At 47.6% G+C, this 12,209-nt stretch carries 17 protein-coding genes and 1 pseudogene; 2 read left to right on the top strand and 16 right to left on the bottom strand.

Features of this window, described 5'->3' with window-relative positions:
* Nucleotides 1–74: 74 nt before the first annotated feature.
* Nucleotides 75–1,106, bottom strand: coding sequence for a terminase small subunit (locus tag AWR26_RS14665; protein WP_064566931.1), 1,032 nt, complete (start codon nucleotides 1,104–1,106; stop codon nucleotides 75–77).
* A gap of 119 nt (nucleotides 1,107–1,225) precedes the next feature.
* Here AWR26_RS14665 and AWR26_RS14670 point away from each other — a divergent pair, with 119 nt between their 5' ends.
* On the top strand, nucleotides 1,226–1,663 hold the full coding sequence (locus tag AWR26_RS14670; RefSeq protein WP_064566933.1) for a hypothetical protein: 438 nt from the start codon (nucleotides 1,226–1,228) through the stop codon (nucleotides 1,661–1,663).
* 134 nt (nucleotides 1,664–1,797) lie between these two features.
* The gene (locus AWR26_RS14675) at nucleotides 1,798–2,121 is read left to right on the top strand and encodes a hypothetical protein (RefSeq protein WP_139227883.1); all 324 of its coding nucleotides are present in this window, start codon (nucleotides 1,798–1,800) and stop codon (nucleotides 2,119–2,121) included.
* A 26-nt stretch (nucleotides 2,122–2,147) separates the two neighbouring features.
* Here the strand turns inward: AWR26_RS14675 and AWR26_RS14680 are convergent, their stop codons facing one another.
* The 15 genes and pseudogenes from AWR26_RS14680 to AWR26_RS14750 all read right to left on the bottom strand — a co-directional run bounded on the left by AWR26_RS14680 (nucleotide 2,148) and on the right by AWR26_RS14750 (nucleotide 12,145).
* Entirely contained in the window at nucleotides 2,148–2,612 is a 465-nt protein-coding gene (locus tag AWR26_RS14680) for a lysis protein (RefSeq protein WP_167351168.1), read from the bottom strand.
* Nucleotides 2,613–2,620: 8 nt separating this feature from the next.
* Nucleotides 2,621–3,064 (bottom strand): lysozyme, encoded by a 444-nt coding sequence (locus tag AWR26_RS14685; RefSeq protein ID WP_139227882.1) that lies wholly within the window; start codon nucleotides 3,062–3,064, stop codon nucleotides 2,621–2,623.
* The gene (locus tag AWR26_RS14690) at nucleotides 3,045–3,368 is read right to left on the bottom strand and encodes a phage holin, lambda family (protein WP_007371424.1); all 324 of its coding nucleotides are present in this window, start codon (nucleotides 3,366–3,368) and stop codon (nucleotides 3,045–3,047) included. Before AWR26_RS14690 ends, AWR26_RS14685 begins: the two co-directional genes overlap by 20 nt.
* 345 nt (nucleotides 3,369–3,713) lie before the next feature.
* Nucleotides 3,714–4,775 (bottom strand): DNA-methyltransferase, encoded by a 1,062-nt coding sequence (locus tag AWR26_RS14695; protein ID WP_064566937.1) that lies wholly within the window; start codon nucleotides 4,773–4,775, stop codon nucleotides 3,714–3,716.
* A 149-nt stretch (nucleotides 4,776–4,924) separates the two neighbouring features.
* Nucleotides 4,925–5,116: a helix-turn-helix domain-containing protein gene (locus tag AWR26_RS14700; RefSeq protein WP_071892703.1), complete on the bottom strand. Its 192-nt coding sequence runs from the start codon at nucleotides 5,114–5,116 to the stop codon at nucleotides 4,925–4,927.
* 169 nt (nucleotides 5,117–5,285) lie between these two features.
* The gene (locus AWR26_RS14705) at nucleotides 5,286–5,972 is read right to left on the bottom strand and encodes a bacteriophage antitermination protein Q (protein WP_064566940.1); all 687 of its coding nucleotides are present in this window, start codon (nucleotides 5,970–5,972) and stop codon (nucleotides 5,286–5,288) included.
* Nucleotides 5,973–6,075: 103 nt separating this feature from the next.
* On the bottom strand, nucleotides 6,076–6,369 hold the full coding sequence (locus tag AWR26_RS14710) for a DUF1364 domain-containing protein (protein WP_064566942.1): 294 nt from the start codon (nucleotides 6,367–6,369) through the stop codon (nucleotides 6,076–6,078).
* The gene (locus tag AWR26_RS14715) at nucleotides 6,362–6,559 is read right to left on the bottom strand and encodes a hypothetical protein (RefSeq protein WP_064569027.1); all 198 of its coding nucleotides are present in this window, start codon (nucleotides 6,557–6,559) and stop codon (nucleotides 6,362–6,364) included. The genes AWR26_RS14710 and AWR26_RS14715 overlap by 8 nt, the downstream gene beginning before the upstream one ends.
* A gap of 2 nt (nucleotides 6,560–6,561) precedes the next feature.
* A complete protein-coding gene (locus AWR26_RS14720) occupies nucleotides 6,562–7,158 on the bottom strand; it encodes a DUF1367 family protein (RefSeq protein ID WP_139227881.1) in 597 nt (198 codons plus the stop codon).
* Between the two features lie 86 nt (nucleotides 7,159–7,244).
* Complete coding sequence (locus AWR26_RS14725; protein ID WP_064566946.1) at nucleotides 7,245–7,508, bottom strand: hypothetical protein; 264 nt, start codon at nucleotides 7,506–7,508, stop codon at nucleotides 7,245–7,247.
* Nucleotides 7,509–7,728: 220 nt separating this feature from the next.
* Nucleotides 7,729–7,931: pseudogene (locus AWR26_RS14730) on the bottom strand (DUF1367 family protein); the annotation flags it as partial.
* 498 nt (nucleotides 7,932–8,429) lie between these two features.
* Nucleotides 8,430–9,383, bottom strand: coding sequence for a hypothetical protein (locus tag AWR26_RS14735; protein ID WP_139227880.1), 954 nt, complete (start codon nucleotides 9,381–9,383; stop codon nucleotides 8,430–8,432).
* Between the two features lie 9 nt (nucleotides 9,384–9,392).
* Nucleotides 9,393–10,058 (bottom strand): hypothetical protein, encoded by a 666-nt coding sequence (locus AWR26_RS14740; RefSeq protein ID WP_139227879.1) that lies wholly within the window; start codon nucleotides 10,056–10,058, stop codon nucleotides 9,393–9,395.
* 378 nt (nucleotides 10,059–10,436) lie between these two features.
* Nucleotides 10,437–11,174 (bottom strand): replication protein P, encoded by a 738-nt coding sequence (locus tag AWR26_RS14745; protein WP_064566953.1) that lies wholly within the window; start codon nucleotides 11,172–11,174, stop codon nucleotides 10,437–10,439.
* Nucleotides 11,171–12,145, bottom strand: a complete 975-nt coding sequence (locus AWR26_RS14750; RefSeq protein ID WP_064566955.1) for a replication protein — start codon at nucleotides 12,143–12,145, stop codon at nucleotides 11,171–11,173. Before AWR26_RS14750 ends, AWR26_RS14745 begins: the two co-directional genes overlap by 4 nt.
* Nucleotides 12,146–12,209 lie beyond the last annotated feature (64 nt).

The following is a 12,209-nucleotide window of genomic DNA, read 5'->3' on the forward strand; positions in this document are numbered from 1 at the left end:
ACAAATCACCATTATTACGGTCCGGTTAAAATGAAAGGCGAAACCCGCTTTTTACCCTGTTTTCTCTTTTCTGCTTAATCCAGATCGGGGAGTTGTTTTTCTAATGCCGCCTGCGCCTTCGCATAATCTTCCGGCGTGTAATTAACCTGGTTGATCGGGCCGCCGTCAGCACCAGTCAGCTCGGTGCGGTTTTTCAGCATGCCAAGATGCTGCGCCACCATCTTCAGGGCGTCATCCTGATTGCGCATCTGAACTTCCAGGCCGAAGCGCCCTTCTTTTACCCCGGCGAACAACCGACGCGCTGCGCCGTGCAAATCGCGGGTATCGTGAAAAAATGCTCTGCTTACCCCCATACCGTTACAGCGAGGGCATTCGGGATTCGGATCAAGGGTGGCATCGAACCCGTAGCCTCCGTCATCGCGCGGAGCGGCTTTTTTCTTTTCCTTTGCCTCTGCACCGGCTTCCTCAAATTCAACCGCATCGCGCCACTGATACTGGTGGCCGAATCCCCAGCAATGGCGGCAGCACAAACGACGATGTTCGGTAATTTGTGTTGCATCTGCTGTCGCAAGCTCCCACCACATTTTCAACACGGCATCCTGCGTGATTTGAGTGCGCCGCTCTCTTGCTGCCAGAGCATCGCGAATCGCCCGGCTCACCTTATCGTTTCTGTACATTCGCGAGGCTGCGACATACGCAGTGTTCCCCTCGCCTTTGCCACCGGCACGCTTATACGCCGCCACACGGTTCATATCGATGAGGTACTCGCTAACGAACCGGGCCTGCATGTCGTTAAGCCCGTATTCATGAGGGTTTAAACTCCATTCATCGGCGATGTTTTCAGGTGGCAGGCAATTTGAATCAATTTGATTTTCAATTTGGGGAATTGGAGTTTTTGCACCGCTTTGCGCATGCGCAGTGCGCAATTTTTTCTGCGCAGTTTTTTGCGCACTTTGCACACTTTGCGTAGCGGGCTTTTTGATGTAGCGACGAGCTGATGCGTAATTCAGTCCCTGCGCTTCACACCACTCTTTCGGTGATATTCCGTTTTTGGCATGGTCGGCGAGGAACTGGTTTTGCAGCGCTCCCCAGTCCGGTTTTGCCATAAATTTCTCTGGTTTTTACTTGATTGTAGGAGGATATTGCTTTATTGAATCGTAGAACTAATCTCGATGTAACATTTCCTGTTTGTTAGCAATTGCCATTTCGTAATTTAAGGAGACGTATGAGCTTAAAAACTTTGAGCGATGTGATTTCTCCCCTCAAACATTACGGTGCTGCGCTCGAAAAAACCGTAAAGGAGTTCCATCACAAAATATATGAAGAATGGAAAACAAGAAATACTGATAACAACATTGTGATCGTTGGACTTGATAGAATGTCTAACCTTGAGGTACTGGTTCCAATGCTTAAGTTGAAATTGTCAAGTAAGACTCGGTTAGTTTTTATCGATAAAGATTTGTATTCAGAAACTGAGTTTTATTCACATAATGATGATAAAGACATATCCATTATAAAAATGTATATGAATACAACTGATTACCTCACATTCAACCATCCATCCGAGGAGGGATACGACACAGATTATGCGCAAAATCTCGAATGGTCCGTTTTATCGAAGGTTCTCATTGCCGCCTCTGAAAAGGGCTTAATCTCTCTTTAAAGGTTCAAAGAACGACTCTGGATAAACGTTGTCTCTTCCGTCGATTCCTCTGAATCTCTTTCGACATAGAGAAAAATAACTCGACACAATTGTTATTGTTTCTAATTTACGACAAGCGAATAAATCGAGGACCTATGACAAGATATGACACTGCAGATATTTATGAAGCACTAGAAAAACTGGGACTAACGCCTTTACGGTTACGTGATGGTATACACGTAATTGATTCACAAGATCGCATCGTAGCTCATTATTCTTGCCCTATAGGGCAGCCAACATTCTGGGAAATTTGGCCTACACCGACATATCCTTTAACTAAAGATAAACTTAAAAATGCTTATCCCCTTCTGGAGGAAGCGCTCTTCCAATTTGCCACGGTTGAAGTTAGCACAGCAAACAAACAAAAAGCCCTTAATGACATGCTACATAGGTTGGACAGTACTAAAGAAAACGAGTAGTAAATCCAGCAAATTTTCATAGTTCGCTACTTGAGGCACTGTGTGATGATGTACTCTTGCAGTGCTTTCAGTGCTGTCTGGTCATGGATAAGTCCTGCCCTGATACCGAGAATGTTTCGTCCAGCAACGTCAGAGAGTTCGACGGTGCCATCATGGCCCACGCTGGAGGTGCTGGCGGTTTCAGTTGAGGCTGACACTGGACATTTGCCTTTGACGAGCACCCGACCACCATTATCAAGCTTACGCTGCAGAGCATCATTTTTAGCTTTTGCATCAGCTATTTCCTTCGTATATTTGGCATCCAGTGCAGCCACATCGCGCTGGCGCACCTGCATGTCGGTGATAGTGTCTTTCGCGAGCTTCAGCTCGCCAGTGGCTTTATCACGCTGCGCTTTGTAGGCGATCGCATTGTCACGGTAGTGATTAGCGAAAAAGGAGAGTATGGCCACCAGCGCTATTACCGACAATTGAAGCCAGTAGCGCTTTAACAGCGCCTTAATCACGACATGAACAGAGCGAACTCTGCCTCGCGGCGACGCGTCAGCCCGGCAAGCTCCTTACTACCAGCCTTATTCCAGCGCGGGAACTCGTCGGCAGCGCCACGGTAATCACCGGCGTTAAGTTTTCTCAGCAGCGTGGAGGTGGAAAGCGCGCGCGTTCCGAGGTTGTAGGCAAACGATACCAGCGCATCAAACTGCCCCTGCGTCAGCTTCACCTTAACCAGTTTCGACACATCATTTTCGTAGCTTACCAGGCCAGTTTTAAGCAGACGATCAGCGGTTTCCGGCTTGATGACCATGCCCTTACCGATTGGCTTGCCGTCAACCGGCTGCGTCCAGCCATAGCCGATAGTCCATACGCCTACGCTATCCTGATAAGCATCAAGCCGCAGACCTTCAAACTGCTTAATTAACGCGATCCCTTTATTGCTGATTTGCATCATCCACTCCTGCTTTTCTGGCGGCAAAGCGTTTGATAAAGCCACCGATAAAATCCGTACCTACGTAACCAATAAACACACTGGCGATATACGACAGGTTTTTAGCCAGGCCGAAGAAATCCAGCAGGTCACGGGCAAACCAGGCGATCATCGCGCACATGGTGGCATCAATAAGCGTTTTCATGATCGGGCCGCCGTTATAGCGCCCCCGGAGATACGCCATTGCAAACGCCAGCATTGCACCAATACCCTGCTCTTTTGCAGCCAGCAGAGCAGCAATGAAATCTTGTTTGTAAGGCATTTTCATAGTCTCTCACCTCGCTGTTTGCGGAGGCTGTGTGATTGGAAACAGGATAAAAAAAGGCCTGCTCGGATGAACAGGCCAGAAAAGCAATAATAAATTTACAGGATGTGGTGCCGGGTGCCTCCCGGTGAGTCTTTGGCCAGCCACCATGACCCGCGCAGGGTATGCTTCAGTCGTGAAACACGAAGATTGCTGTTTACGCCCCTCCGCACAGGGGGATTCACCACATCAATAATGTAAAATTAGCCGTACCACTTCGTCAACGGACAACACTTTGTCAAAGGTCATCAGAGAGAGATGACCTTTTGCACAGTGTTATTTTTTTGTCTTACGGGGCCAGTACCGACATTATTCAGCGTCCCTGCTCGCCTGTGCTGATACTTCCGAAACAGTCTGGTTGAACCGGTCTGTTTCAAGTTCAACGCCGATTGCGCTACGCCCCAGCGCTAATGCTTCTTTAATCATTGAGCCAGAACCCATGAAAAAATCAGCAACGAGATCGCCAGGCCTGCTGCTGGCGTTGATAATGTCCCTCAGCATGTTCGCCGGTTTTTCGCACGGGTGTTTGCCCGGGTAGAACTGTACCGGCTTATACGTCCAGACATCGGTATACGGAACCGCGGCGGTGACAGCAAAGTGCCGCCGGAGCGATTTGTATTCATCCAGTAGTTCGCAGTATTTCCGGTTAAGTGAATGGTACGTGACCACCAGCTGATGATGAGATTTATCCAGCTCGCTCCGCTGATGTTTCTCTGTCGCTATTCGGGTGAATAACGCCTGTAACTTTTGGTAATCAACCTCGCCCGGCAGTTGCCACTGGCTGGCGCCGAACCAGTGCGAGACCATGTTTTTCTTACCCGTGGCGGCGGCAATTTCTTTCGATGTCACGCCGAGCGAAGCGCGGGCATTCTGAAAATACTCAATCAGGGGAGCCATCAGGCTTTGCTTCAATTCCGTACCCTTCCGCTCGTAGCCATCGTCTTTCGGTCTGTACGGCCCAAGATAATGCTCGGCGAAAAGAACGCGCTCGGTCGCCGGGAAGTAAGCCCGCAGGCTTTCTTTATTACAGCCGTTCCACCGACCAGAGGGCTTTGCCCAGATGATGTGATTCAGCACACTGAAACGGCGGCGCATCATCAACTCGATATCTGCCGCAAGCCGATGACTACAAAACAGGTAGATGCTGCCCGAGGGTTTGAGGACTCGCCAGAACTGCGCCAGGCAGCCGTCGAGCCACTTTAAGTAATCCTCGTCCCCTTTCCACTGATTATCCCAGCCGTTCGGCTTTACCCTGAAGTAAGGCGGATCGGTAACAATCAGGTCAATGGAATTATCAGGAAGGGATTGTATGTATTGCAGGCAATCAGCATTGATTAACTCAATACTGGATATTTTTACAGTATTTTTCATAGATCAGTAAGCGGGACTCTGGTAGGCTCACTATGCTTTTGCGCTAAAGCAGTGGGCCCTGGTTCGCTTGTGATCTCAGACATGAGCGAATGGCTGGCAGGGTGCTACAACACCCACCAGCCGCCCATTTTCACAGCAGGAAACCCCCATCACTGGAGGCGTTTATAACATCCGAATTGATAATGCGATAACCCCGCCATAACCAACTGAGTCAGTATCAACTGGCAGCGTTCGTGTGAAATATGCACCGCTTCTGCTACTTCCCCGGCAGTGGCAGGAGATAACGTCAGCGCGCTTAAAACAGCCCTTGCTGTTTCTGTCATATCTTGCTGTTTTAGCATGTCTTTTTACCCTTTCTGATGACGTGACACACAGATAACTCTGGTTCGATGCGCCAGCAAGAAGTAAATATGCCAGACATAAAAAAACCCCGCCGATGCGAGGTTTTATAATCTGGTCGACAATCAAAGCTATGACGACGATATCAGATTTACACGAAATATAGCCATTTTAATCTACTTTTGCAACACCATGCTGATAATTGGTCGCCATTTGTTTCGATCGTGTTTTCGATATACTCAAAAGAGACATCTGATCGAGACGCAGAAAGATAGTGCGCATGGCGAGCCAGTGAGCAGTAAAAGTTTTCGACCAGTTTTTATCTTCAACCCCTAGCAGCAGCGCCAGGTCTTTATATTGATAAACTGCGCTCCCAGCTAACTCGGATTTAACGTCCTGCGCTGCCAGCCAGATTAATGCCCGGAGTCGCCCCAGCGTTTTCCCGGCGATCTTCTTGCCGTCGAGCTGCATCGTAAACTCAGTCCACGCCCAGCGAGTTATTTCGACCTGGTATTCGAATCGGATATTTTCGCCGTAGTTCCATAGTAGCCACGCTTTCTGATGTTCTTCAACGGACAGCACAGCGCGGCGCCACGACGCAGTCGCAAATTCCACCGGCTTCATCAGAGCAATTGATGACCCTTTCGCCAGTGACTGACGTCCCTTAATTGGTGGGTTGAGCAGCGTTATCCATTTCTCCGTTTCTTCATCGTAAATTCTTGGCTTCTTCCTGCGGTAAGTATTCGTGTCAAATTGCGCATTCTCAAGCCAGGCCAGTAACTGGCCTTTTGTCGCCCCGCTCAGATCAGCCATTGCGGTTATCAGTTGCTGTCGGATATATGAGAGATTTGCAGTCATGCGGCGGCTCCTGTTTTCTGCTGTGTGCGGGAATGGTGTTGGCGCGCCGGTGCAAGCGCGCGGAGGATGGATTCTTTTTCGTAGCTGTGTTTTTCGGCGGCTGTCATGCTTTCACCAGCCCCTCTTTCTTCCAGATGGCAAGCGTGCGCATTACGCCTTCAGCGTGCATAAGGCGCAACTCGTCGCGGCTGTATTCGGTTTTTACGCGCCCGTCGATGACATCATGGCAGCAGCTACAGGCGATCGCCGCCTGTGTATCATCCGGTTTAATGCCCGTGCCGCAGGTTCCCGCCAGGCGGTAATGCGCCAGCACGCTGGTTTCAGGGTTGCCGTTGCATATCCCTGGAATTCGGACGGTACATTCGCGGCCGCGCGCCGCTTTGCGTAAATCAGCCAAGGCGACCTCCCCACGGGCGACCGCGTTTACCGTTTCGTTGTTCGGGAAGCCTGGCGCTGACAGTCCAGGTGATGAAATCAGGATTCAGGCTGCGCTCAACTTCAACGCCGCGGCGCCGGTATTGTTCCACCAGTTCGTCGGCCTGTTGCGTGGTGCATTCGGTGTGCTGGAACCAGCTCTTTCTGTTCATGATCACGCGAAGCTCATCAGTTGAGACGCAGCGTTTTCTGCCTCTTGCTGCGAGCTAAATGAACTGGACAATATCCATCGCCAGAGGACATCAAGCGCGGCTTTGTAGAGCTGCTGGAATTCGGTTTCGTCCATGTTGCCAAAAGCAATACTGCGGGGATGTTTGCGAAGAGTGCCGTCCGGCAGCTCGATGGCGTCATAATGCCCTGCTTCTACAGTCACCCACGCGCGGTACGCATCGAAGGATTTGCAGAGGCTAATCCCGTTGGTGATGCGGCGATTGGCAACCTGCTCCAGATACTGCTCAGCAGCATCCAACAGTGCGGACTCGTTGCCGCCGAACGATGCGAGGAATTTTGCATACCCGGTCACCAGTCGCCGCTCGTTGGACGAGATAGCGCCGCCGGTTGGCTCCCAGTATTCAAAACCGAGATTGAGCAAAGCGAAGAATCGGCGGTGAAATGCCGGATTGCGTACCAGCTTGACGTCGGCTGACAGCACCGCACCGAGCTTACATTTTGAATACAGAAAATCGCTGGTCTCCGGCGTCGCCGGGATCAGGATTCCTGAATGATTGATAAGTTGTAGCTGCGCCATAATGTCCCCATCAGGCGCATAAGGTTGTCAGTTGTTCAGGCTGACGAAGATATTTTAGACAGTTGCTTCCAAGAAATCAAATGACTGAATTATCCATATGGATGGGTCGAGAATAAAAACTCTTCAGAGTTATCAATAGATTTATATAATTCCAAAAAAGTATCATCTTCCCTAATAAATGTAACAACCTGCCCCATTTTCATTGGTGAAAAAAATATAAATGAATCTGTTTCCACTTTTATCCTTGCATCTTTACAAACCACATCTCCATTTTTTTCATGCCTTATAGTAGATGTTATCTCAGCATAAAATTCCTTATCCGGTGCACCAATAATTCTTAACTTTTCGCTCATATTAACCTCCTTCTTTTTATGATTATCATTAAAATATGCCTGCAATCTTTAAACTGCAATTTCTTTATGAATGCAAATTTCAGGCAAATTGGCCCTCACCAGTGCCTCAGCGAAAGGCGGCGGAACGGCGTTACCGCAGCGCGCCACCTGCTTATCCTTCGCGTACTTCGGGGCAGTATAGTCTGGTCAGTGAGTACCACTCGGGCACCTTGGCGCATCAAGCATCACCGATTGGCTCCCAGGATTCGAATCCGAGGCTTACAGTGCGAAGAAAAGGCGGTGAAATGCCGGATTGCGTACAAGCTTTACGTCGGCAGAAAGCACCGCGCCGAGCTTACATTTTGAATGCAGAAAATCGCTGGTCTCCGGCGTTGTCGGGATCAGGATTCCTGAATGATTGATAAGTTGTAGCTGCGCCATAATGTCCCCATCAGGCGCATAAGGTGGTCAAACTAACCACTTGTAATTATGAACAGGTAACTGTGAGATATCAAATCACTCAATTAGCTTTACACTCGTAACCTGCCAATCGTAATCTCTGCTCAAAGGCATTTTTTGCTTAAGCTTCCTTTCAGCTAAAATGACTGCATCCTCCTCGCAACTTGCAACAATTTCAGTGTACGGAGTTGAATAAATGTTACCTTTTGACGCTTTGAAACTCACTCTCCACTTAGCCATCTTTCAATACTCCTTTGATCTATTACTTGTCTACAATCGTAGTATATGACCTTTCCGTCCGAAGTATTAGATATAACTGTCAATTAATAATACTGATTTGTATCCCAGCCCCCGAATATGATTTAGTCAAAGGATTGCTCAGTATTAAGAGCCAAGGATAGGAAAAGAGATGATGCGGCGATGAAATACTATAATGAGAATCAATTCAGGAAGCATTTTCATCACTAGCATAATCATATTCATCTAATTTATTGGGAATAAATGAAAAACGATCCTAGGCAATCCAAATGAACTAAAAAAGAGCACAACCATAAACACTGCGTGTTTTATAAACGAGCTGCTCGTAAAAAATTCCCCACCTTTGCTAATTCCCGCCATAAAAACAAAAATAAAACTAATCAAGCAAGACCAAATAACCAACAGCACCGATATGGATGTAGCTAGTGACATATCTCGAGAAAAGATATTTACAGAAATCGATATAAATGTAAAAAAAGAAGCAAATAGAGCGATGACAGCTAAAAGAGAATTTCGTGCAGTTATAAGTTCATTTTCAAAATCTTTAACTTTTTGTTCCAGCCTATCCTCTGCATTAGAAAGAGAGGTATCAAAACCCTTCATCTTGGATGTTTGCTTTGCAAGAGAAAGCATAATTTTACTTATACTTTTTTGGCTACTTACAATCTTAGAGTTATGTTCGCTTATTTGTTCTTCAAAGGACGCAACTCGCTTAAAGATCGATGACCAAAGTATACTGGCTTGTGGATTAGAGTTATTTTCCGATAAAGTTTCATTTGAAGATGATAACTTCCCTTGATAAAAAGAATTGCCTGGAGAATAAGTCACAAGGTTAATTCTACCAGTATTGTTGACAGACCAATTTTTTGTATCATCTTTTTCAAACGAGCTGGATGGAGGTACAGAGATAGGTATATTATCAAAAAGTGGATAGGTATAAGCTCCTGGATAATTTCCCAGCAACACTAGTGGGTCAAAAGCTATATTTCTTTCATTCGTAGGCGCCCCAGTATCAATTTTACTGCTGGTTACCCATGAAGCCCTTGATGTCATTGAGGATGTAGAGCTATCAGAAACAGGCCTAAAATCTATTGGCGACACATTAGCATGATCATTTTTATCTGCGTTATTTTCTACATCTGTCTCCGCCGGATCTTTATTGTCTTTTTTCTGGTCCATTTTAAAGTCTCACTCACGCTCGTTTAATTTTTCATTGAACGCTTTAACAATAGCATTTTTATTATATGTCAAATAAAAAATTTTATCTGGCAGCGAGCTAACATCAATTTGCCTAATATAAATAGATTTTTGCCTGATATAATCATAACCAGATGTATGGGTTGTATGGCAATTAAATTTTAGATGATCGCACTCAAATTGACGATTATAGGCGATATTTGTTTCTGTTAATTCATGTATATCCCGGACATTTTGAGAATTTAAATATGTTCTTGCAACATATTCATGCGGATTATCCTCATCTCTTGTCTTAACAACAATCAAACCAACCCTTGTTATATTTTTAGCCAGCTGCTGATGAATTTCGAAGTTAGCATCTACAATGCTAAAAAATCTCTCTTTTTCTAATTCCTCTTGATCATCTCGGCGTTCAATAAAAAAATCCAGACGTTGCAAGGAACCGATAACCCTTAACTTATTATCTTCGGAATTTAATTGAAGTCGAGGAACCTCAGGTGGTACATCTTTAGGTAAGACGCCTAGTAGAGAAGTAGAATGCAGTTCAAAACCTGTTATTTCCTTAATTTTCTTTCTGAGAAAATAAGAAAGCCCGTCAAAATCCAAAGTATTGTTTTGCTCGTAGAAAAAAACTGATTGCATTTGTATAATTTTCATTTTAAATCCCAAAAAATGAAGCAATTTCAAACGAGATAGTATACTAGATGAAACGTTTTGTGCACCATTTAGTTAGCAAAATTGCCAGTCTTTCTTGCACAGAAATCTAAAGAAAGAACGAGTGCTCACCATATTTTTACTTGAGAGTGCTGCAACCGATGTATACGCCTTAACGGTCAACCGGATTATCTTCGTTCTCAATCGGGACGCTTATGTAAGAATGCAATATGCGGCAATCCAGTATGATTTCCCCCAGACTGGCACATCTTGCGCACTGGCCCTGAATGGCGATGCGCTTCACGCCAGTTACTTACGAAACTGACCCACAAGTGAACAGCCCGTAATGGCCGAAGTTTCATTTAATCGATTATTTTCTGGTCATGACTTAGCGCCTCTCAAACCATGTTTTTCACGAAGCTCGACTATCTTTGCCAAGCTCTGTGCGCGTGCGAGTGGCTTGCCGCCCAGCTTCGGAAGCTGTTTTTTCGGCTCAGGGATCTCTTCGCCGCGACGAATACGCAGCGCCATCGCTGCCAGTTCTTCGCCTGCTTTGCGGCGCACTTCGGCGTCACTCAGACCACTGGCGCGCATCTGCTGGTACAGCGTGGTCACGATCCAGTAATTCGCGGATGATTGACTGGTGTTCTTACCGTCGATTTTCCCGGGCCACGGAAATGACTCTGCATCAGGATAGCTTCCGCGCGTACGGCAGTAACGATAAAACAGTTCCATCAGCTCCGCCTGGTTTGGCAGCCCTACCGCCGCACATTCTTCCGCGCGGCACCAGGCGACGAACTGGCCCGGCGACGGGACGAAGGGTTTTTCCTGCTGGCGCGCTACGCGCAACCCTGCGTCGATTTGCGCGCTTGTCCAGATCCCATTCTCAGCGAATGACTGAAGCCACTGGCGGCGCATTTCGTCGAGGTCTTCCTGTGGTTTGTTCGACAGGTACGGGAAAATCGCGCACAGTTCGCGGAACAGGCCATTGAACAAACCGGCAAGCGCTTTGAGCTTCTCCCCTTGCGTCTGTTCTTCCTGAATTTCCGGCAAGCCAGCAGCGACACGGCGGAAGTTTTCACGGTCAAAATCATGCATGCTTTCAGCGATGTTTTTCATTTGAATACCCCGTTGATCCAGTCGGTATTGTCCAGAGTGCCGGCTCCGGTTTTAGGCTGAACCGCGCTTTGTCCATTGAGCCGCCTGGTGGTGAGCGTGTCCCACTGTCTGCGCAGCGAAGACGGGCTGAGGATGTTGTTTTTCCAGAATTCGTCTTTGCTGGCCCACTTGAGCAGGCTGCAAATGTCTTTGTGGCTGCGTGAATCCTGCAGGCGCATCAGGCGGATGGTATTAGCCCATTCGACCCATTTTGGTTCGCTCAGGCTCGCGTTAACTTCCAGCAACTGCGCAAATATCCACTTCGCGGCGCGGAGGTCTTCCGCTGTCCCCCAGGACTTACCCGCCGGTGTGTAGATCCCGCCGATGGCTTCGGGATGACGGGAGAGGAATTTTTCAGTCGCGTCGTTTCGGGATTCGTGAGAATTCCGAGACGAAGATCTTTTAAGGTTTTTATTATTGTTATTACCTTGTTGTTCATGATGCGCGGGTAATTGCGCGGGCTTATGCTCGCCAGAATGCGCGGCATCCCCCTCCGAAGCCGCGCCGTTACTGGCTTCGCCATGCGCGGGTTTAAGCTCGCCTATATGCGCGGGCTTAAGCGCGGGTAAATCGTCTATTTTTTGAGCATACTCAACGTAATTTGTGATGGTTATCACAGTGCCTTTTCGCTTCTCTCCGGCCCTGGAAATCATCCCCTCACGCTCAAAAATATCCAGCATTCTGTCCACGGCATGACGGCTAGTTGGCTTACCCTCTCTGTCACATAAATTCAGCCCAAGATCGACTGTTGTGGTTACCAGTTGTCCGGTTTGCAGCGGCCATTGCGTCCCCCGGAAATTTGCCGTGTATGGCTGCCGGGCAGCCTGCATTAGCAGGTTTTCCCATAATGTGCGCAGGAAAACATCTTTCGCCCAGGGTTGCTTAAGCACGCTCCGGTACAACAGGATGAATCCGCTTTTCTGGTTCTCCATCCGGTTGCTCCTGATGGCATTTCGTGCCGAAAAATCGGCGTAGGCGACATTCGACATAGCTATG

The organism is Kosakonia oryzae, from assembly GCF_001658025.2.
Taxonomy (GTDB): domain Bacteria; phylum Pseudomonadota; class Gammaproteobacteria; order Enterobacterales; family Enterobacteriaceae; genus Kosakonia; species Kosakonia oryzae.

Coding starts and splice junctions, on each gene's coding strand:
- AWR26_RS14665 (WP_064566931.1), bottom strand. CDS start 1,106: ATGGCAAAACCGGACTGGGGAGCGCTGCAAAACCAGTTCCTCGCCGAC.
- AWR26_RS14670 (WP_064566933.1), top strand. CDS start 1,226: ATGAGCTTAAAAACTTTGAGCGATGTGATTTCTCCCCTCAAACATTAC.
- AWR26_RS14675 (WP_139227883.1), top strand. CDS start 1,798: ATGACAAGATATGACACTGCAGATATTTATGAAGCACTAGAAAAACTG.
- AWR26_RS14685 (WP_139227882.1), bottom strand. CDS start 3,064: ATGATGCAAATCAGCAATAAAGGGATCGCGTTAATTAAGCAGTTTGAA.
- AWR26_RS14690 (WP_007371424.1), bottom strand. CDS start 3,368: ATGAAAATGCCTTACAAACAAGATTTCATTGCTGCTCTGCTGGCTGCA.
- AWR26_RS14695 (WP_064566937.1), bottom strand. CDS start 4,775: ATGAAAAATACTGTAAAAATATCCAGTATTGAGTTAATCAATGCTGAT.
- AWR26_RS14700 (WP_071892703.1), bottom strand. CDS start 5,116: ATGCTAAAACAGCAAGATATGACAGAAACAGCAAGGGCTGTTTTAAGC.
- AWR26_RS14705 (WP_064566940.1), bottom strand. CDS start 5,972: ATGACTGCAAATCTCTCATATATCCGACAGCAACTGATAACCGCAATG.
- AWR26_RS14715 (WP_064569027.1), bottom strand. CDS start 6,559: ATGAACAGAAAGAGCTGGTTCCAGCACACCGAATGCACCACGCAACAG.
- AWR26_RS14725 (WP_064566946.1), bottom strand. CDS start 7,508: ATGAGCGAAAAGTTAAGAATTATTGGTGCACCGGATAAGGAATTTTAT.
- AWR26_RS14735 (WP_139227880.1), bottom strand. CDS start 9,383: ATGGACCAGAAAAAAGACAATAAAGATCCGGCGGAGACAGATGTAGAA.
- AWR26_RS14740 (WP_139227879.1), bottom strand. CDS start 10,058: ATGAAAATTATACAAATGCAATCAGTTTTTTTCTACGAGCAAAACAAT.
- AWR26_RS14745 (WP_064566953.1), bottom strand. CDS start 11,174: ATGAAAAACATCGCTGAAAGCATGCATGATTTTGACCGTGAAAACTTC.
- AWR26_RS14750 (WP_064566955.1), bottom strand. CDS start 12,145: ATGGAGAACCAGAAAAGCGGATTCATCCTGTTGTACCGGAGCGTGCTT.